General features: G+C 66.6%; 11 protein-coding genes. 6 read left to right on the top strand and 5 right to left on the bottom strand.

The features are described from left to right. Positions 1 to 27: 27 nt before the first annotated feature. From KIO74_RS01815 to KIO74_RS01800, 4 genes are all read left to right on the top strand, one after another. Positions 28 to 1,824: a type I secretion system permease/ATPase gene (locus KIO74_RS01815; protein WP_213329970.1), complete on the top strand. Its 1,797-nt coding sequence runs from the start codon at positions 28 to 30 to the stop codon at positions 1,822 to 1,824. A 68-nt stretch (positions 1,825 to 1,892) separates the two neighbouring features. Continuing rightward, positions 1,893 to 3,434 carry an HlyD family type I secretion periplasmic adaptor subunit gene (locus tag KIO74_RS01810; protein ID WP_213329968.1) on the top strand — a complete coding sequence of 514 codons (1,542 nt, stop codon included), beginning with the start codon at positions 1,893 to 1,895 and terminating at the stop codon, positions 3,432 to 3,434. Between the two features lie 109 nt (positions 3,435 to 3,543). Then, a complete protein-coding gene (locus KIO74_RS01805; protein WP_213329966.1) occupies positions 3,544 to 4,869 on the top strand; it encodes a nucleotide sugar dehydrogenase in 1,326 nt (441 codons plus the stop codon). Positions 4,870 to 4,886: 17 nt separating this feature from the next. Next, positions 4,887 to 5,897, top strand: coding sequence for an NAD-dependent epimerase (locus KIO74_RS01800; protein WP_213329964.1), 1,011 nt, complete (start codon positions 4,887 to 4,889; stop codon positions 5,895 to 5,897). 114 nt (positions 5,898 to 6,011) lie between these two features. On the opposite strand, the gene KIO74_RS01795 is transcribed toward KIO74_RS01800, so the two are convergent. Together KIO74_RS01795 and KIO74_RS01790 are read right to left on the bottom strand one after the other, a co-directional pair. Beyond that, the gene (locus KIO74_RS01795) at positions 6,012 to 9,824 is read right to left on the bottom strand and encodes a glycosyltransferase family protein (protein ID WP_213329962.1); all 3,813 of its coding nucleotides are present in this window, start codon (positions 9,822 to 9,824) and stop codon (positions 6,012 to 6,014) included. Beyond that, entirely contained in the window at positions 9,821 to 12,154 is a 2,334-nt protein-coding gene (locus KIO74_RS01790; RefSeq protein ID WP_213329960.1) for a glycosyltransferase, read from the bottom strand. The genes KIO74_RS01795 and KIO74_RS01790 overlap by 4 nt, the downstream gene beginning before the upstream one ends. 290 nt (positions 12,155 to 12,444) lie before the next feature. On the opposite strand from KIO74_RS01790, the gene KIO74_RS01785 reads away from it, so the two are divergent. After that, on the top strand, positions 12,445 to 14,196 hold the full coding sequence (locus KIO74_RS01785) for a tetratricopeptide repeat protein (protein WP_213329958.1): 1,752 nt from the start codon (positions 12,445 to 12,447) through the stop codon (positions 14,194 to 14,196). A 127-nt stretch (positions 14,197 to 14,323) separates the two neighbouring features. Next, positions 14,324 to 16,894 (top strand): glycosyltransferase, encoded by a 2,571-nt coding sequence (locus KIO74_RS01780; protein WP_213329956.1) that lies wholly within the window; start codon positions 14,324 to 14,326, stop codon positions 16,892 to 16,894. On the opposite strand, the gene KIO74_RS01775 is transcribed toward KIO74_RS01780, so the two are convergent. From KIO74_RS01775 to kdsA, 3 genes are read right to left on the bottom strand one after another with little or no spacing between them, the layout of a single operon-like run. Next, positions 16,854 to 17,861, bottom strand: a complete 1,008-nt coding sequence (locus tag KIO74_RS01775; protein WP_213329953.1) for a KpsF/GutQ family sugar-phosphate isomerase — start codon at positions 17,859 to 17,861, stop codon at positions 16,854 to 16,856. The two genes, KIO74_RS01780 and KIO74_RS01775, sit on opposite strands and share 41 nt — an antisense overlap. Next, positions 17,861 to 18,595, bottom strand: coding sequence for a 3-deoxy-manno-octulosonate cytidylyltransferase (locus KIO74_RS01770; RefSeq protein WP_213329952.1), 735 nt, complete (start codon positions 18,593 to 18,595; stop codon positions 17,861 to 17,863). Before KIO74_RS01770 ends, KIO74_RS01775 begins: the two co-directional genes overlap by 1 nt. Then, entirely contained in the window at positions 18,592 to 19,503 is a 912-nt protein-coding gene (kdsA, locus tag KIO74_RS01765) for a 3-deoxy-8-phosphooctulonate synthase (RefSeq protein ID WP_213329951.1), read from the bottom strand. Before kdsA ends, KIO74_RS01770 begins: the two co-directional genes overlap by 4 nt. Positions 19,504 to 19,617: the final 114 nt, after the last annotated feature.

The following is a 19,617-nucleotide window of genomic DNA, read 5'->3' as shown; positions in this document are numbered from 1 at the left end:
TCCATCAAGATCTCAGGAGCTGGCACAATGCCACGCGCCGATGGTGCCGCAACCGCACGCATTTCCGTCGCCGGGCGGGCAACAGCGAAGGCTGCAAAGTATTATGCCGAGGACAGCGCCATGCGGCTGACCGCCGTCCTGGCTGAGCTTCGGCCCGGCATCATCTCGGTCGGCCTCCTGACGAGCGCCATCAGCCTCATCGCGCTGACCGTCCCCCTCTACATGATGAATATTTACGAGAGGGTGCTGCCGAGCCGTAACATGGACACGCTCATGGCGCTTACGGCCATCGCCCTGTTCCTGCTTCTCGTCGAGGCGGCTGTCGGGCGTGCACGGCAGAGCCTGTTGGAACGGCTGGGGCTTGCTTTCAGTCGCGCCATAGCTCCCGATCTCTTCGCGCGCCTGCACAGCGCGGGCACGGGCGCAGTCGACGAGCACCATGCCGGCGCCCTGCGTGATCTCGAGACGCTCCGCGCATTCTGGGTGAATGGAGGGCTGACAGCCCTCTTTGCTCTTGTCTGGTCGCCGCTGTTCCTACTCGCCCTTTTCATTCTGCACCCGGTGCTCGGTGGCATGGCCGTGGCCACGCTCGCGCTCGTGCTTCTCCTGGCGGTCGCCACCCAGAAAGCAACGGCCGCGGACTTCGCGCTGGCCCGCGACGCCGACGCGGCTGCCGCGGCCATTGAACAGCGGTGTCTCGGTGCCCGCGACGTCGTGAAGGCAATGGGCATGGGCGGCAATGCCGCGCGATCCTGGCTCGTCCAGCATGAGACGGCCTTGATCCATCGCCTTGGGGCCGGCGAACGGGCCGCACCCCTGTTGCTTCTGTCGCATTTCACGCATTCGGCGGCATTCCTTGCGGTGCCTGCCACAGCCGCCGCGCTTGCCCTGCAGGGCAGGATTTCCCCGGCAGTGATCTATGCCGCCATGCTGATCGGCCGCCATGCGACGGATCCGGCCCGCAAGGTCATTCACCAGTGGCGGAGCTATCAGGCCGCCAGGCTTGCTCGCGCGCGGCTCGATGCTTTTTTCGCTGCGACGAAAGGCGCTCCTGCCGATGTGGCTCTGCCGCGGCCCAGTGGGCGCTTGCAGGTTGAGGGTCTCACCTTGTCCGCGCCTCATTCGCGTCGCGTCATCCTGCGCAACATCTCGTTCACCGTCGACGCCGGCACAGTGCTGGCCGTCGTCGGTCCAAGCGGTGCGGGCAAATCCGCGCTGGCGCGCGTGCTAGTGAACATTGCTCAGCCGACGCTCGGTCAGGTCCGGATCGACGGCGCCGACTACGCCCACTGGCGCGGCGATGCCCTCGGCGCTCACATCGGCTACCTGGCGCAGGACAGCGCCTTGATGCCCGGGACCGTCGCCGAGAACATCAGACGGTTCGCTCCCCGCCATGACGACGACGCCGTGCTCGCCGCGGCCCGGCTGGCCGGCGCGCATGACATGATCCAGTCGCTCTCCGAAGGCTATGCGACGGCCGTTGGCGACCGGGGCGCCCACCTTTCGAGCGGCCAGCGCCAGTTGATCGCGCTGGCCCGCGCGCTCTACGGACAGCCGGCCCTCGTCGTGCTCGACGAGCCCAATGCTCATCTCGACAGCGCCGGCGAGGCTAGCCTGACGCGGACCGTCGCTTCCCTCAAGGCGCAAGGGACGACGGTTGTGCTCATCACGCACAAGGCCCAGCTCCTGGCCGCGGCAACCACGATTGCCGTGCTCGGTCAGGGGAAGCTGACGCAGTTCGGCACCCGGGATGACGTTCTGCGGCGCATCGCCCGCCGGGACGCGCCAGACGGCAAGCCAATGCGCATGGTCGCCCGCTCATGAAGACAGCTCGGGCCCCAACTGCGTCCCACCTACACCGGGTCTCGTCACCCGCGCCGGTTTTGCCCTCTATGCCGCCGATGGCGCGCGCCGGTGAAAGCCAGGTCCGCGATGATTTGCAGCTTCTTCGCGACCTCGCGCGACTGCAGGGCGTTACTGACGTCTCGGAACTCGCCCGCTATATCGCACCAAGGCAAGGCCGCGTCCGGACAGAACGCCCTCGGCCCGCTGGCGTTGAGCCCGACGATGGGCCGAACCCCTCGTCCCGCCCTCATCAAGCCAGCCCATCCCAACAAGCCAGCCCCTTCCCGCGGACAAGCTCCGGCCCAAGGGCCGAACTCGATTGGCGCCGTCCGGCGAGGATTGGCTTCACGATCCTCGCGGTCGCCCTGGGCGGCGGATGCGCCTGGGCGGCGCTGGCCCGTCTCGACGGTGCAGCGATCGCGCCCGGAACCGTGGCGGTCGAAACACGACGCAAGACCGTGCAGCACCTGGAGGGCGGCATCGTCACCTCCATCCACGTCCGCGACGGCGACAGGGTCGCACACGGACAAGTGCTGCTCGGCCTCGACGCGACCCAGGCGGGCGCCTTGCTCGATACCATCCGCAACCAGCGCGCGGCCGCCCTCGCGGAGGAGGCCCGCCTCGTCGCGGAACGTGACGGCGCCCCGATTGCTTTTCCCGCGGAGGTCCTCGACCGAGGCGCGGTGCCGACCGTTCGCCAGGCCATCGAGGATCAGCGCCACGCGCTGACCGAGGCGACGGGGCGCTTTGCCAATCACATCGCATCCCTGCACGCCCGTCTCCGGCAGGCGGAAGAGCAGCGCGCGGGCTCCGAACAGGCCCACCGCGCCGCGCTCAAACAATTGCATTGGCTTGACCGGGAACTGCCGGCGTTGCGTCGCCTGTACAGTCGCGGCCTGGTGCAATGGCCGCGCATAACGACGCTGGAGCGCCAGCGCGCGGAAACCGAAGGCACCATCGGCCAGGCAGCGGCCGCCATGGCACAGAATGCACAGTCCATCCGGCAGGCTGAGCTGGAGCTGGCGCAGGCCGAACAGCAGCGGCAGCAGCAGCTCACCGATCGCCTGATCGAAGTCCGCAAGCTGTTGGCCGACCTTCGCGAGAAAATGGCCGTGGGGGAGGATGTGGCGGCGCGCCTGTTGATCCGCGCGCCCCAGGCCGGGGTCGTCCAGGGGCTCAAGGTGGTTACACCGGGCGCCGTCATCAAACCGGGCGAGGCGCTGCTCGATATCGCGCCCGTTGATGAACCCCTCGTCATCCAGGCGCGGATTGATCCACGCGACATGGGCGCTGTGATGGTGGGGCTGAAGGCGGAGATCCAGTTTCCAACCTTTAAGACCGGTGGCGCGCCGATCTTCGGCGCATTGCGCAAGCTCTCCCATGACAGCCTCGTCGACGAGACGAGCGGCCGCAGCTATTTCGCGGCGGAGATCGTCGCCAATCCACGTGATATCCCACCGGCGCTATCCGGGAAACTCCGGGCTGGATTACCGGCCGACGTGCTCATCATCACCGGCGAGCGGACACCACTGTCCTATCTCCTGGAGCCGCTGACCCGCCGGCTCGCCATGACGATGCGCGAGCAGTGAGCCCTTGCCAAACGCGGAGCTTGGCGGCGCTCATCCATGTCGATACAAGCGCAGGTGGAGCGACGGCTCGCCGCGCGGGTTGCCCCGCAGCGCAGAGGTAAAACGCGTGATGAACGACGGCACGATCGAGAACGACTGGTCTCTGGACAAGGTCATCGGCATCATCGGCCTCGGCTATGTCGGCCTGCCGCTCGCGCTCGCCGCCGCGGCCGCCGGATACCGGGTCGTGGGCTTCGACATCGACCAGGCGAAGGTGGAGAGCCTGGAAGCCGGCCGCAGCTACATCAAGCACATCGGTGAGGACGAGCTCGACGCGGCCATCGCTGCCGGTCGTTTCGGGGCGACGACGGACTTCGCACGCCTTCGCGCCGTGGATGCCATCATCGTCTGTGTCCCGACCCCTCTCACCGCGCATCGCGACCCCGACCTGAGCTATGTCATCCGCACGACGGAGGCGATTACCCCCCATCTCCGCCGTGGCCACCTCGTCGTGCTGGAATCGACGACCTGGCCGGGCACGACGGATGAGGTGATGAAGCCCATCCTGGAACGCTCGGGTTTGAGAAGTGGCGAGGATTTCTTCCTGGCCTATTCCCCGGAGCGCGAGGATCCCGGCAATCCCGCCTTCACCACCCGCGCCATTCCAAAGGTTGTCGGGGGCGACGGGCCGGTCGCCCTTCGCCTCGCCGATGCGCTCTACGGCGCCATCGTCGCCGGCACGGTGACCGTGTCGTCGACACGCACGGCCGAGGCGGTGAAGCTCACGGAAAACATCTTCCGCGCCGTGAACATCGCGCTCGTCAACGAACTCAAGGTCGTCTACGAGCGCATGGGCGTGGATGTCTGGGAGGTCATCGAAGCGGCCAAGACCAAACCTTTCGGCTACATGCCCTTCTACCCCGGCCCGGGCCTCGGTGGCCATTGCATTCCGATCGATCCCTTTTACCTCACCTGGAAGGCTCGCGAATACGAGACGTCGACGCGCTTCATCGAGCTGGCGGGCGAGATCAACACGGCGATGCCGCATTACGTGGTGGAGCGGCTGGCGCGCGCTTTCGATGAGGCGACCGGCCGGGGCCTCAAGGGCGCCAGGGTTCTCCTGCTCGGCCTTGCCTACAAGAAAAACGTCGACGACGTGCGCGAAAGCCCTGCCTTCAAACTCATCGAGCTTCTGGAGCACCGGGGCGCTATGGTGGATTATTACGACCCCCATGTCGCCGCCATCCCGCCCATGCGCGAGTACCCCCAGTACCAGGGCCGGCCGCGTATCACCTTGAATGGCCCGGCGATCGCCGCGTTTGACGTCGTGCTCATCGCCACGGATCATGACGACGTGGACTACAGGCTCGTCGCGAACAATGCCCGGCTCGTCATCGACACACGCAACGCCTGCGCGCGCGCCGGCATCACCGCCCCCCACATTGTGAAGGCCTGACGCCCGGAGATCGTCGCATGCGTGTTCTGGTGACAGGAACGGCCGGCTTCATCGGCTTTCACGTGGCAAGGATGCTCATCGAGGCCGGGCACGACGTTGTCGGTGTGGACGGCATGACGGCCTATTACGACGTGGCCTTGAAGCAGCGTCGGCACGCCATGCTGCTGCAGTCGCCCCATTTCACCGTCCATGAGTTCATGCTGGAAGACGAGGAGCGGCTGGCCGCCGCCTATGACGCGGCCAAGCCTGAGATCGTTATCCATCTCGCGGCCCAGGCAGGCGTGCGCTACAGCCTGGAGAACCCACGCGCCTATGTCGACACCAATGTGGTCGGCACCTTCAACCTGATGGAATGCGTGCGTCGCGCTCCGCCGCTCCATTTTCTACTGGCGTCGACGAGCTCGGTCTATGGCGGCAATACGAAGATGCCCTTTGTCGAGAGCGATCCGACGGATCATCCGTTGACGCTCTACGCGGCCAGCAAGAAGGCGACCGAAGTGATGACGCATTCCTATGCGCATCTCTGGGGCGTTCCAACCACCGTATTCCGCTTCTTCACGGTCTATGGCCCCTGGGGCCGGCCGGACATGGCGCTGTTCAAATTCACGAAGGGCATCATCGAAGGCACCCCCATCGACATCTACAACAACGGTGATATGGCGCGCGACTTCACCTATATCGATGATCTCGCACGTGCCATCGTTCTCCTCGCGGATACAGTGCCGCCGGATCCGCGCGCGCTTGACGAAGCGCCGGCGCATCTCGGACTGAGCCCCGTCGCGCCCTATCGCGTCGTCAATATCGGCAACGGGGAGCCGGTGCGTCTCATCGCCTTCATCGAAGCGATCGAACAGGCCGTTGGTCGCGCCGCCATTCGCAATTATATGCCGATGCAACCCGGCGATGTGCCGGCGACCTTCGCGGACGCGAGCCTTCTCGAGCGCCTGACCGGCTTCCGCCCGGCGACACCCGTGGCCGAGGGGGTCCGGCGCTTCGTGGCCTGGTATCGCGACTATTTCAATCAGTGAGGGCGTCCGACGCGGCTCTTGAGAGCCTCAGCCGGACCGTTCGCGCGGAATGCCCTATCCGCTGACCTCTCCGCACATGTGCCTGCCTCTATGCGCGTGGCCAGGCGCTGCTTCTCACAACGGTGCCAGCCGATCACGGATAACGTCCATGATACGTCGCGCACGCCTATCGAAGCTGTGTTCGTTGCGAATTGTCTCGCGAAGCTGCTCGGTCCTGGCCTGTCGCGCCTCAGGGTCGGCGCGCAGGGCCGCGATGGTCGCGGCGAGATGACCGGGTCCTGAACAAACCGGGATGACGTCGCCGAAGACCGCCTCCAATCCGACAACCGCATCGCTGACGATAGTCGCGCCACAGGCCGCGGCGTCGAAGAGCCGGTTCGCGATGAAACCCTCACGCGCCATGTCGGGCCAGTGGTCGGCGATGACGATGCTGCCCGCCCCGTAGTAGCGGAACAAGGCGCGGTTCGGGACATGGGGCGTCAGCACCCGTCCGGCTGGCAGAACGCCTTCCCAGCCATCACCGATCACGGCGCAATTGATGCCGGCCGCCAGCGCGTCGCGCAGCATGGGCCGCTCCACACCGCGCGAATTGCCAACGAACAACGCCTCGGGCAGATCCGCGACCGGCGCGAGCGCTGGCCGGAAAACCTCGGGATCCGTGCATTGCAGCAGGGCGGAAACGCGGTCGCCATGCCGGGTCGCCAGCTTCTCGGCATAGGATGAGGAGGCGACGAACACATGGTCGAACGCGGCGAGTTCATCATCATCCACCCGATCAGGATGGCTGATGAGCCACATCAGATTGACCGCTCCCGGCGCCGGCTGGAAGCGTGACAGTCCACGCAGCACGATGTTGACATCATCACCCGCCGCGACGCCAGTGGACCAATCGGTGAGGCAATCGATCCGCACCTGGCATCCGCAGCGTTCCAGCGCCTTACTCAGGCCTTTCGCGAAATGCCAGTCTCCCCAGCGCTCGCGTTGCGCTCCATCCGGCACCGCGATCTTGATGGCGACGCGATAGCGTCGCGCTACCCCCGCCAGAGCCCCGCGCAGGACAGGCACGCGGTGCTCATAGCGATGCGCGCGCATCACATGGGCGCGCAAGCGGGCCACCAGCCCGAGGCGCTCATCCTCATCGTAGAGATAGCGCGCAATGAGGTCATTGAGCTCCCGCCGCGTGGCGAAACTGGGCAGCAACCCGTCGAACATCTCCGCCGCGCCCTCGACGCAGTTGGTGATTACCAAGGCACCGGCGGCGAGCGCGTCGAAGACACGGGAATTCAGCGACGCCCAATCGCGGGTGACAGGATGGCCGTCATCGATAACGAGGCGGGCCCCGGCATAGACTTGGGCCACCTCATCATAGGCCAGCGCCCCCTGCCAGTAGGCGCCCCAGCGCGGATGCCCCTTCCAGCCATGGCCGAAGAGGGCGAGCGCCGCGCCGAAGCGGCCGAGGTCGATCTGATCAAGCGCCGAACGCGGCGCGCCCCAGTTGTTGCCCGTAAAAACGATAGCGTGGCATCTGTCCGGAGACTTTTGGTTGGGATGGAAGCGGGTGGCATTGGCCGCGATCGGCAGCAGAAAAGCCTCGCGGCCGGTTTGGGAGGCAATCGTCCGGCAAGCCTTGCGCGAGGAAGCCAGCAGAACATGATAGGCCGGGAAGGAAGGGCTCGCCAGCCATTCATCGACCCGGTTGCGTATCCAGGCCACGATGATCAGGCCGGGATTGCCCCCGCTCAATCCACGCAGGTCCACATCGTGCCGCATGACGACCACGACATCCGCGCGGGCCAACGCCTGAGTACGGTAGTCGGCGAAGAGAATGTCCCAGCCGAAGCTCGCGCGCAGCGCCTCGCCAAGCTCCCGAGCCGTGAAGACATCGCCCGCGATCGCGGCGTCGCTCGCTTCGGTCACCATGAAAACGACCCGCAGCGGCTCCTGCCGCCATGGCAATCCACCTGATATGATGGATTCAAGCGCCGCGCGCCGCAGGCGTGGCGCGAAGCGCGAGGCGAGCAGCCTGCGATTGGCCGCTTGCGCCGCCAGCACAGGCATCATCGGCTCCGGCGCGTGCTGCCGCGCGATATCGCGCGTCGCGGCACGCCTGTGCATGGCCGACAAACCGGAATCGCAGACGATGATACGGCCCAGCTCGGCACGCAGCCGCAGGCAGAGATCAACGTCCTCCTGGCCGTAGACATAGCCTTCATCGAAACCGCCGAGCGCGAGGAAATCCGCGCGCCGCACCATCATGGCCGCCGCCGTCACCGCCGGCACGTCACGGGCGCCGACCGCTGGCACGGCCTCGCGCGAGACCTCGACCGGCCGGTAAAGGGGCGGCTCGCCATCAGCCTGCGCAACAGCGACATGAATGCCGTCGTGGTGCACCTGAGGGCGCCATCTGTCCCCCGCCGGGCGCGGCTCCCACAACCGCATGCCGACCGCGCCGATCGCGGCATCCGTCTCCAGCCACGCCGCCAGCCGGCGGACACAGGGTTCGAGAAAGGTGATGTCGTTGTTGACGAAGAACAGAAAATCACCGCGCGCCTGCTTCGCCGCCAGATTATTGGAGGCGGCAAAGGAGTGGTTGGCATCGCGGGCGATGACCGACAGCGCGAGCGCGCCGGCAAAGCCGGCCGCGACAAGGCGGCTCTCATCATTGGAGGCATGATCGACCACGATCACTTCCACCGCCTCCCCTTCCCCGTTCCTTTGCCCCTCCCCGTTTCCTGGCCCAGTGGCGACGATTGACGCCAGCAGGTCTGCGAGCCAAGCGGCGCCGTCGCGATTGAGCACGATCATGCTGACGCGCGGCCGCCTGCGCTTTCGCCAGGGCCGGATCGCGGGAGCGACGCGCGCGGGACAGTCCAGCGGCGGGCCATCCGCCTGAAGGCGGAAAGGTTCGGCCTGGTCGAGAAGATCGACTAGCGGAAAGTCCACGCGCATCACCTTCGCGCCGTCGCCTCTTGGCAACGACGTGCCATCGGCGATACAGCGCACCTCTATCTCGCGCATCGCGCCGTTCATGAGACGCGCCGGCAGAGACGCTGTGAAACCGTGGAAGCCTGAACCCGTTGTGGCAACGAGGTCGGATCGATACGCATCCGCCGTCACCACCATGGCCACGAGGCCATCAACCACGATACCGATCTCGACAGGACGATCGGGCTCGCGAGGATTGGCCGCCCAGCCGCGAACGCGATGGCAATCCACGGCCTCCACCCTGCCCATCAAGGCTGGCGCGGTCCGGCCCGTGACGGCCGCGTGCGGTGGAGACAACCGCGTCGGCAGCACCGCATGTCCGACGTTCGGCACAGTCGTGCCATCGGCCGTGAGCCGTAGCGCGTGCTCGCGCCCATCGAACAACCGTCGCGGTAGGACAATCGCAAAGCCATGGTGGCCCGCGATGCCGAAATGCGTGTTCACGTCCGGTCGTGCCAATGCGGCGGGCGCGGTCGCGATGAGATCGTCGCCATCATGGAGAGCGATCTCCACGGTTTCGCCGGGACGAGCCACATCATAGGCCCAGCCGGTGATGACGCCATCTTCGCAGGTATCGATGGTGCTACGGACCGTTTGCCTGAAGGTGGAAACGACCGCGCCATCTCGATCGGGAACGGGCCGTCCATCAGGCAGCCTTATGTGGATGGCATGATCATGGCCGTCGACCAGAGGCATGGGAAGGATGAACTGCCACGGCGTCGGGCCTCCCTCCGGCGTCGCGACGCGCAAACGGCCGAGCGGGGTTTGGCCGTCATGGATCGTAAGGATGACGCGCGTTCCCGGAGTGCCCGCGACTGTGCCGGTGACGCAGGCGCCATCGAGCCCCCATCGCACATTGAGCCAGGGCCCCGCCGTTCTGCCGACGGCGCGCACCGGAGAGCCAAGATCATCCTCGGCCAGGATGTCGATCACGCCGGTCATTCCGGCAGCCGGCCGTAGACCGCCTCCCATCGCGCGGCAATGGTCTCAGGCGAAAAGCGGGAAGCGAAGCCCTGCCCCGCCTTGCCCATGCGCCGTCTGCGCCTGTCATCCGCCAGGATGGCGAGAACGGCGGCGGTGAGTTCTTGGCGATCACGACTGGAAACGAGCAGCCCCGTTTCGTCCGGCAGCATCGCGGCCGCGACACCGCCCACATCCGGCGCCACCACCGGCACGCCGCGCGCCTGCGCCTCGATGAGAACATTCGGCAGCCCCTCGAAATGCGACGTCAAGAGCAGGAGGTCCAGCATGTCGTAGTGAGCGGCGAGATCGTCGGCCACGAGACCCGTCAACGTGATGCGCCCGCCGAGCCCCCGCCTCGTCACCTCCGCCGCGACGAGCGGCCGCAGCCGGCCGTCGCCGATCAGGAGCCCGTGGACGGTGGGATGCCGGTCACACAGACGCGCCAGGACGTCGAGCCACAGCAGGGGGTCCTTCTCCCGTTCCAGCCGCATGACACCACCGACCACGGTGGCATCCGGGGCGAGCCCATATCGACGACGCAGAGCCGTCCCACGTCCGCGCCGGCCGCCCCGCAGCCACGTGGAGTCGATGGCGTTCGGCACCACAGCCGCCCGCTCGCCGAGGCCCATGGCATCGAGACCGAGCCAGGCGAGCCAGTCGTCGAGATTCCTTTGGCTGTTGTTGGCGAGCCGGACGCTGCGGTCCTCAAGGGCGGCCCGCAGCAGGCGGCGCAGCACCCCGTCGCGGGCCCCTTCCGCCCCCTCTTGTTCCGCCCCCTCTCCGCCCCAGCGGCTGACGGGAGCGACACTGCCTCCGCGCAGAACGATGCGCGGCACGCCTGCGAGAATCCCGGCGATGGCTGCATGCGCGGCGGTTTGCGGCGTCCAGGCCTGCACGACCTCCGGCCGCAGCTGGGCGATGGCGGCAGCGACATGGGCGATTTCGCGCAGATTGATAAGGGCGCGGAGAGGCTCCGGCGACACGGCCAGCAAGGGCACCGTGCGTGCGATCGCCTCCGCATCGGCCGCAAAGTCGGCAAGCGTCGCAAGCCGCACCCCGGCCCGTAGAAGCCTATCGCGAAAAAAGGCTCCGCGTCCGCCACGCCCCGGATCCGCGCAGAGCACCAGGACGTCGCGACCTTGCCGCGCCTGCGCCTGCGCGAGCAGCGTGCATTGGCGCTCGGTGCCGCCCGCGGCGAGCGAATTGAGAACATGGACGACCGCGCCAGGACGAGTGTCGTAAGCGAGCGGGCGCCGCGCCCGCCGCATCCGCGCGAAGCTCGCAAGCCACTCGCCAACCCAGTCGCTGGTCGGCGGCGCTGGCACGCCGCGCGCTTGAAGGCGACGCTGATGCGCCAGACAGGCCGCAACGGTTTCGCTCAGGGCGGCGGGCGCCCCCTCTCCACGCGCATAGGCTGAGGCGCGCGCGATATGCCCTTCAGCCAAGGCGAGCAGTCCGAGGCGTCGAAGCGCTTCACCACGCGCCGCGCCCTGAGACGACAGCGCCTCGAGCAGGTCACGGGCCGATCGTGCCGCGCCCACCCCCATGAGTACGTCAGAGAGGAACAGGTGGTCCGCGAGCTCCGGGGATGCCAAGACATGGTGACGCAAGCGACGCAGGATACGCGCCTTCAGCCCCCGTCGACCACAAGCGCCGACAAGTTCAAGAGCGAGCAGCCAGGAAGCGGCGACCCGTGGGGCCTTGCGCAGGGCGTTGTGCAGGAGCGCGCGCGCCTCGGCCAGTCGCCCGGACCAGATATAATGCAGCGCGAGGAGACGCAGCGGCCGGGTATCCCCAGGTTGAAGGGCGACAGCGCGCAGGAGACAGTCTTCGGCATCAGCAGGACTTATGATATCGGATCGAGATTCCATCCGTGCCGATAGACAAGGCCCCTTGCTCGCAGCGTCGCCGCGAAGGCCTTCGCTCGCCGTGTTTTCTGGCAGTTCCGGGTGAGAGGCGACTTCACGTTTGTCTTCGGCTCGTTCCCGCAGGCCCGCTTCCCCGAAGCGAAGAAGGGCCTCGAAGTCCTCAGGCAACAAAAAGAGCAACCGTCTCCATGACGCGGCGGCCTCATGCTCCCGGCCCAGCCCGCGCAACGCGCGGGCCAGCCATCGCAAAGCCTCGGGATCATACGGCCGACGCGCCTGCGCCCTGCGCAAAGGAGAACAGGCTCCCGCAACGTCACCCGCTTGGAAGCTGGCGATGCCCGCGGCCAGCAAATCCGCAGCGCTGCCATACCCCTGCGTTGCCAGCGCCGCAGCTCCAGCACTTGCAGCTCGTGTGGAGACCGAGGGAACAACGTCCCCCATCGTACCCCGTCCTGCACCAGCGCAAACAGGGACACAATCAATGATTGTATATGTCAACTTATACAACCTTATTTCAGGATTATTCTTACAGAAAATATTCTTCAGAAATCAGTTGCTGCAATCCTTGCAATATGCATCACTATAGCCTTCACATCAATCGCATAATAAAAAAGATTCATTCTTATACATTTAAGCGCGGGGTGAAACGCCCGCGACGCTCGCTATAAATCGCATCATACTTGGAAAATCAGATTTTCTTATAGAAGAATACTATATTCTGGAGAATTTTTATGGGCATCATGGACCTGTTCCCGGCCAAGGCCGAGGGCGCGCTTTGCGCCGGCCAGCGTTTGCTTCAAGAACAATCCTATCGCGAGGCGGAAGCAGCCTTCGTGCTCGCCCATACCGCCGAGCCTCGTGCGGAGGCGCCTCTGCTCGGTCTTTGCCGCGTGAGCTACGCCACCCGCAACTGGCGCGATCTGGACCGCTGGACACGCCGCCTGCTGGCGGTGGCGCCGGCCCATGCGGAAGGACAGCTGCTCCGGGCCCGTGCCTGCAACGCCGAACGGCAATGGGCGCCCGCGGCGGCGGCCTGGGCCATTGTGGCGCGAGAGCGCCCGGACTGGCCGGAAGCACAGTTCCAGCTCGCGCGTGCCCTCCATCGCAGCGGGGATCCCGCCGGCGCCGATGCGGCAGGCGAGCGGCTCGCCGCGATGGCGCCGCGCACGGCCCTCTGCACCGATCTCCTTGGCCAGCTCGCGCTCGAACGGGGACGATGCGAGGCCGCCGCCACTTTTTTCGCAAATCTGGTGCAAGAGGATCCGGCAGCCGCCTGGCGCCGGTTCGAGGCGCTGCGCCAGGCCCGCCATTATCGTGGTATCGCGGTCATGGCGCGCGCCTTGCTGGAGGGAGAGCCGGGGGCCGATGCGAGTCGGGCCCCGGCAATCCAGCAGGCTGCCGAGGAAGCGCTACGCAATCTCGCTGCGCGCGCCATGGCGCAGGAACGGGCAGGTCATCTCGAGGAAGCCTTTCAGGACCACACGGCCATTCTCCTGGCCGATCCCGGCGATGGTCCGGCCAGTCGCGGCCGTGCTCGCATCAAGCGCACCCTTCTTCTCGCCGCCCATGATGCCTTGCGGACGCAGAACTTGCATGAGGAGGACTGGGAGGCCGCCCGCGAGGCTTTTCAGCGGGTGGTGCGGCTGGACGACGGCGATCTGGACAGCCGGGTCCAGCTTGGCAGGCTCATGATGCGCCAGCGCGATTGGACGAGCGCCGCGCAGCTGTGGCGGAGCGTTATCGCGTCAAGCCCCCGGCTGGTGGAAGCCCAACTTCAACTCGCCCGCGCCCTCGACCGCAACGACGACCACGCCGCCGCCCTGTCCCAATGGCGCGAGGTTCTCGAATTGGCGCCCGACAACGCGGAGGCGCGGGAGATGCTTGGGCAGATGCCGAGGCGCATGCTTGAACATGTGCGCAGGCTCGTCGATGCCGGGGACCTCACCAAGGCGGTCGAAGCCCTCATGCTTGCACGATCGCTCTCACCTGACGATCCCGATCTCGCCCGCCGCACCGATCATGTCGGCCGCCGGTTGTTGCAGGCGATGCGCGCTGCCTTCAGGTCCGCGGATTGGGAGGCGATCCTGGCGATCCAGGCCGCGACACGATCGCTGCGACCTGACGACGCCGATGTTCACCTGCTGACCGGCCGGGCCGCCATGGCGCGACGTCAGTACGACCTCGCGATCGCGGCCTGGAGCCGTCTCGGTGAACTCGATCCGGAGATGGCCTCCATGTGCCGGCTTCAGCTCGCGCGATGCCACATGCGCTCCGGCCGCCTCGCGGAAGCGCAGCCTATCGTCGCCGCCATCCTCGCTGAAAAGCCGGATCATGTGGAAGCCCACGCCATGGCCGCACAGCTTGCGGCACGGGTTCCCCGCATCCAGGCGCAGGAAAGCGCCGGCTTTGGATTGGGCGCGCGGCCTGAGCCAGGCAGTCGGAAGAGCCGCACCCTCGGAACGGATCAGAACTTGTCCCTATAACTGTTCAGACCGAGCCGGACTTCCCGCCATGCGCGTCCCCTCCCCATCCGGTGCGCCAACAGCGCCCGCCCTGATGTCCCGATGGCCAGGGCACGTACTGACCCTGCGCAAACAGGGCCGTCAGCTGATGGATCGCGGCGCGTACAAGGCGGCGGGGCTCGTGTGGGAAAGCCTGCGGCGCAGCCTGCCTGGAGACGCGGAAGCGCGCCACTGCCTGGAATGGATCCGCGCGCTGGAAGCGGAAGCCACGGCAACGCATAAGCCGCATACGAGAGTGAGCGACCCATCATCGGTTGACCCCTCAGAACTCCGGGCGGAAGAGGTACTGCGTGGCATTCACACCGCCGCCGCCTCCAGGGATGGCCTGGCGCTCATCACAGCGCTGGAAGCCGCGCGGCCAGCCCTTCCCACTGCTGAGATGGGAGATCTTGTCCGGCTCCACGGTCCTTCGCTGCTGCAATGGCTCAGCCGGCTCGACCACAGCGAAGACATGCGTGAAGACCCGCTTGAAAACCTGGAGCTGCGTCTCGCCCGTTTAGTCGACGGCCATGACAGCCTCATACTGGCGATGTTGCGGCAGATCGCTGACAACAAGCGCTACGCGACGGCCCTCGCCATTCTGGCTGACCTTCAATCCGCGCCCGTCTCCCCCCTGGAGGAGGCGGCAGTCCCACTCGCCCTCATCGCGGCAGTCGCGCCTGGCTATGGGGGAGAAGCGGATGGCGCGGCACTCGCCGCGCTCCTCCTCGCCGCAGGCGGACGTCACGACGACGCCGTCGGCTGGTGGCGGAAGGCCCTCTCCCTGCGCCCCGAAGCAGCGAGCCTGCGTGGCCTCCTCGCGGCCCTGCGCGCCGCCGGCGATGAGCCAGCCCTGGCGCGGGAGGTTGGGGCGTGGCTGACGGACGAGGCCGCGCCCGAGAAAAAGCCGGCAGGCGAACAGAACGCGATCATTACGGCCGTGCGCCATCTCGTTCAACAGGCCCAGCGGCATGGCGACGCCACAGCTATCGCGGCGATCGAGCGTCGCCTTGTCGATCAGCGGCCCGGAATGCTTGTGTCCTTTGTCGCGGCGAGCTGCGCGCTCGCGCGGAGCGACTGTCGCAACGCCCTGCGCCACCTCGATAGCGCGGCGCGGGAGGCCAGCCCCGCTCCCGGCGTCCTGCTCGATCTGCAGGCCGAGCGCGCGCTTGTCCTGATGCGGGACCATCTCTATGGCGAAGCGCTAGAGGCTTTCGGCCTCGCCGGGTCGATCGGGACCAATGCGCTCTATGTCAGCCGACGCCGGCAGCTGGAGGATGTCGCGGCCTTCTGCGACACCGCCGCCGAGCCCTTGCGCTATCCCGAATGCCTCGTCGACGTGATCATGGCCGAGGTTGCCGCCCGCCCCATCACCTACGCGCCGAAGTCACGCCATGTCGCGATGGTGTCCGGCTCCCTCGGGCAAGGTGGCGGCGAGCGTCAGACTCAGACAATGGTGCGGCGTCTCATCAACGAACCCCGCGTCGCCCAGCTGACCTTGCTCATACGCTCCGTCCATCTCAAGGCCGGCGACGATTTCTTTTTCGACACTGTAAAAGCCCTGCCCGTCACGCATCACGTCTATGGCCGCGATTGGACACGCCGAAGTGACGTCGCCACGGCGCTGCCCGAACTCGTCAACCGCCCTCGCCTCGCCAGGGCCATCGGGCTTCTGCCCCACAACATGCGCGAGGATATCATCAGGCTATGCCGGGCCTTGTGGGACCACCGGCCGCAAGCGGTCCATATTTGGCAGGACATGCATGCGGCGGCATTGGCTTGCCATGTCGCGGGCGTGCCCCATTTCTTCATCCATCGCGGCTCGCTCTCGCCGGACTACTGGGCGCAGAACGGCCACCAGACAGCCACGCATTTCCGCCCGATGCGCCATTGCTATCGCCGGCTTCTGGAGAGGCCTGATTTCGTGATCCTGAACAATTCGCGGGCCGGCTGCGGCACCGACCAGCACTGGCTTGGCTGGCCTGACGCGAGCCGCTTCCAGGTCATCTACAACGCGGTCGACTTCGCCGCGCTGGGTACGGACGTGAGCCGGAATTTTGCCCTTCGCGAAACACTCGGCATTGCCGATCCGGCCACGCCCGTCATCGGCGGCTCGTTCCGCCTGCAGCCGGTGAAGCGCCCGCTGTGGTGGGCGGAAGCCGCGCGCCTCATCCTCAAGGCCGTGCCGAAGGCGCATTTTCTCATCATCGGCGATGGCGACATGACGGAAACCGTCACCACCTTCGCGGCCGACCATGGCTTTGGCGCACGCTTGCACCTGCCCGGCCGGGTCTCGAATGTCGGCGACTGGTATCGCGCCATGGACGTCAAGCTGCTCACATCAGAGCGCGAGGGCATACCCAATGCCATCATCGAAGCGCAGCATTTCGGCGTGCCGGTCGTCGCGACCGACGTCGGCGGCGTCGCGGAGGCCATCGCCAGCGGTGAAAGCGGCTTTGTCGTCGCCGCACAGTCGCCCGCAGACTACGCGGAGGCCGTCATCCGCATCCTGCACGATCCCGCCTGGCAGGCGAGAGCACGGCAATGCGCGCCAGAGCATGTCCATGACACATTCAGCCTGGACGCTGTCGTCGCGCAATTGCTCGGGCTTTACGGCCTGCCCGGAGAGCGCCCTGCCGTCAGACGACGCCGATGCGCAGCAGTTCGTGAATGTGGATGACGCCGACCGGCCGCTTGCCGTCCATCACGAACAGGACGGTGATGCTCGCGGAGTTCATGAGGGCGAGCACCTCCTGCACGAGCGTGTCCTCGGTCACCGTGATGGGCCGGCGTGTCATGACGTCGGCCACCGGACAGTCGCTGAAGCCGTTCTTGAACGTGCGGCGCAAGTCGCCGTCCGTGATGAGCCCGGCGAGCTCGCCATCCGCGTTAATGACGCCCGTGACGCCCAGACGCTTCGACGACATGGTAAGGACCGCCTGCGACAGGCTCGCGTCCTCGGCGACGAGAGGCATCGCCTCCCCCTGCACCATGACGTCCCGAGCGCGCTTCAGGCGCGCGCCAAGCTTGCCGCCGGGGTGGTAGCGGCGAAAATCATCAGCCGAGAAGCCGCGATTGGACAGGAGGCATGTGGCCAGCATGTCGCCGACGGCGAGCTGCATGAGGGTGGAGGTGGTGGGCGCCTGGCCATTGGGGCAGGCTTCCGGCATAGCCGGCAGCACCAGCGCGATGTCAGCCGCACGCGCCAAGGTGCTGCTCTCGCGCGAGGTTATGGCGATCAGCGGCACCTTGAAGCGATGCGTGTAGTCGATGATGTCGGACAGCTCCGCCGTCTCGCCGGACCACGACAGCACCAACACCACATCGGTGTCCTGAATCATGCCGAGATCGCCGTGGCTCGCCTCCGCCGCATGAACGAAATGGGCGGCGGTGCCGGTCGAAGCGAGCGTCGCCGCGATCTTGCGGCCGATGTGCCCGGACTTGCCGATACCGGTCACGATGACCCGGCCAGCACTCCTGTGGATGAGTGAGATCGCCTCGCGCAGACGCTCGCCGGTTTCTCCCGCCAAGGCATTGTCGATGGCCGCTAGCCCGTCCATCTCGAGGCGAAGGGTGCGGCGCGCCACGTCCAGCGCATCATCCGCGCCCCGGGAACTCGTGGAGGAGACGACCGACAGCTCCGCCATCACCGCGCTCCCGCGAAGATGCGGCGCGCGCGTTCGAGGTCGGCTTGGGTGTCGACGCCCAATGGCACCGCGTCGACCTCGACGGCATCGATGCGCATGCCGGCTTCGATCGCCCGCAGCTGCTCCAGCTTCTCACGCAATTCGAGGGGGGACGGCGGCAGCGCGATAAATCGCGCCAGCGCGGACCGGCGCCATACGTAAAGACCGATGTGATGATACAGGGGACCCTCGCCCGACGGCGCCGTGGCACGCGTGAAATAGAGCGCGCGGAAGCGGCGCGGGCCGATCGGCGAACCGATCATCTTGACGACGCTCGGCGCGGTCTTCTCTTCCTCGACAGTGATCTCCACCACAGGCGTGCCGATCGCGACATCCGCATCGGCGAGCGGCGCCATCGCGTCGCGGATCGTGTCGCGGGCGATCGTCGGCAAATCACCCTGAATATTGACGATGACGTCGTAGTGCTGATCCGGATCACGCAGCGAGATCGCCTCGAAGACACGGTCTGAGCCGGAGGGGTGGTCGGAGCGCGTCAGAACCGCGTCGCCGCCGACGCTGCGGATCGCGTCCGCGATCTCGTCGTCGTCGGTCGCGACCAGCACGGACCCGACATCAGCCTCCATCGCGCGGCGCCAGACATGAACGATCATGGGCTCGCCGGCGATATCCGCCAGGGGCTTCCCCGGCAGCCGGGTCGCGGCGCGGCGCGCGGGAATGACGACGATCGGTTTCACGCCTGTTGTCCTTTCGTGACAGCCTCGATGCCGTCCCTGGTCACCTGAGCCTTTGCCAGGCGGTCGAAGGCCATGAGCGAGCCGAGCAGCGCCTCGAACTGGCTGAGTGGAACCATATTGGGGCCATCCGATGGCGCATGGTCCGGGTCCTGATGCGTCTCGATGAAAACAGCCGCCACGCCCACGGCAACGGCGGCGCGGGCGAGCACCGGCACGAATTCCCGCTCACCGCCAGAGCTGTCGCCTTGGCCGCCAGGTTGCTGCACCGAATGGGTCGCATCGAAAATGACAGGCGCACCGGTGCGCGCCATGATGGGAAGGGAGCGCATGTCAGAGACAAGCGTGTTGTAGCCGAAGGATACGCCCCGCTCCGTCAGAAGCACCTGGGGATTGCCCGCGCCGGTCAACTTCGCCACGACGTTCTTCATATCCCAGGGCGCGAGGAACTGCCCCTTCTTGACGTTCACCACCCGCCCGGTCGTGGCGGCGGCCAACAGCAGATCCGTCTGTCGGCAGAGGAAGGCCGGAATCTGCAGCACATCGACAACCTCGGCCACATCGGCGCATTGGTGCGCATCGTGCACGTCGGTCAGCACCGGCAGGCCGACCGCGCTGCGAATTTCGGCGAAAATCGGCAGGGCATCGGCAAGGCCAATGCCGCGCGCCGCCCTGGCGCTGGTGCGGTTGGCCTTGTCGAAGGACGTCTTGTAGACGAGCCCGATACCAAGCCGCGTGGCGATCTCCTTCAAGGCATGGGCCGTTTCCAGCGCGTGCTGGCGGCTTTCCATCTGGCAGGGACCCGCGATGACGGCAAGCGGCAGCGCATTGCCGATCCTGACCGGCGCGGTCGAGATCTGTCCCGAAGGTCTCCGGCCAATTTCAACCACGTCAAGAGGAGATTGGGTCATGGGCCTCATTCCGGGGCATGTCGGCCCCTTCCAACCACATGTCACCGGGCGCTCACTTGTCACCCGGGACAACTCATCGTCCCCTGCATAGCTCCACGGGTTCCACGCGGCAAC

Origin of the sequence: Chelatococcus sp. HY11, from assembly GCF_018398335.1 — a bacterium.
GTDB lineage: Bacteria > Pseudomonadota > Alphaproteobacteria > Rhizobiales > Beijerinckiaceae > Chelatococcus.
The sequence above is the reverse complement of the archived record's forward strand: the minus strand, read 5'-3'. Positions and strand labels throughout refer to the sequence as shown.

Bases quoted from the DNA above. Each gene is read 5' to 3' on its own strand.
- KIO74_RS01815 (WP_213329970.1), top strand. From the start codon at position 28: ATGCCACGCGCCGATGGTGCCGCAACCGCACGCATTTCCGTCGCCGGG.
- KIO74_RS01810 (WP_213329968.1), top strand. From the start codon at position 1,893: ATGCCGCCGATGGCGCGCGCCGGTGAAAGCCAGGTCCGCGATGATTTG.
- KIO74_RS01805 (WP_213329966.1), top strand. From the start codon at position 3,544: ATGAACGACGGCACGATCGAGAACGACTGGTCTCTGGACAAGGTCATC.
- KIO74_RS01800 (WP_213329964.1), top strand. From the start codon at position 4,887: ATGCGTGTTCTGGTGACAGGAACGGCCGGCTTCATCGGCTTTCACGTG.
- KIO74_RS01795 (WP_213329962.1), bottom strand. From the start codon at position 9,824: ATGACCGGCGTGATCGACATCCTGGCCGAGGATGATCTTGGCTCTCCG.
- KIO74_RS01790 (WP_213329960.1), bottom strand. From the start codon at position 12,154: ATGGGGGACGTTGTTCCCTCGGTCTCCACACGAGCTGCAAGTGCTGGA.
- KIO74_RS01785 (WP_213329958.1), top strand. From the start codon at position 12,445: ATGGGCATCATGGACCTGTTCCCGGCCAAGGCCGAGGGCGCGCTTTGC.
- KIO74_RS01780 (WP_213329956.1), top strand. From the start codon at position 14,324: ATGGATCGCGGCGCGTACAAGGCGGCGGGGCTCGTGTGGGAAAGCCTG.
- KIO74_RS01775 (WP_213329953.1), bottom strand. From the start codon at position 17,861: ATGGCGGAGCTGTCGGTCGTCTCCTCCACGAGTTCCCGGGGCGCGGAT.
- kdsA (WP_213329951.1), bottom strand. From the start codon at position 19,503: ATGACCCAATCTCCTCTTGACGTGGTTGAAATTGGCCGGAGACCTTCG.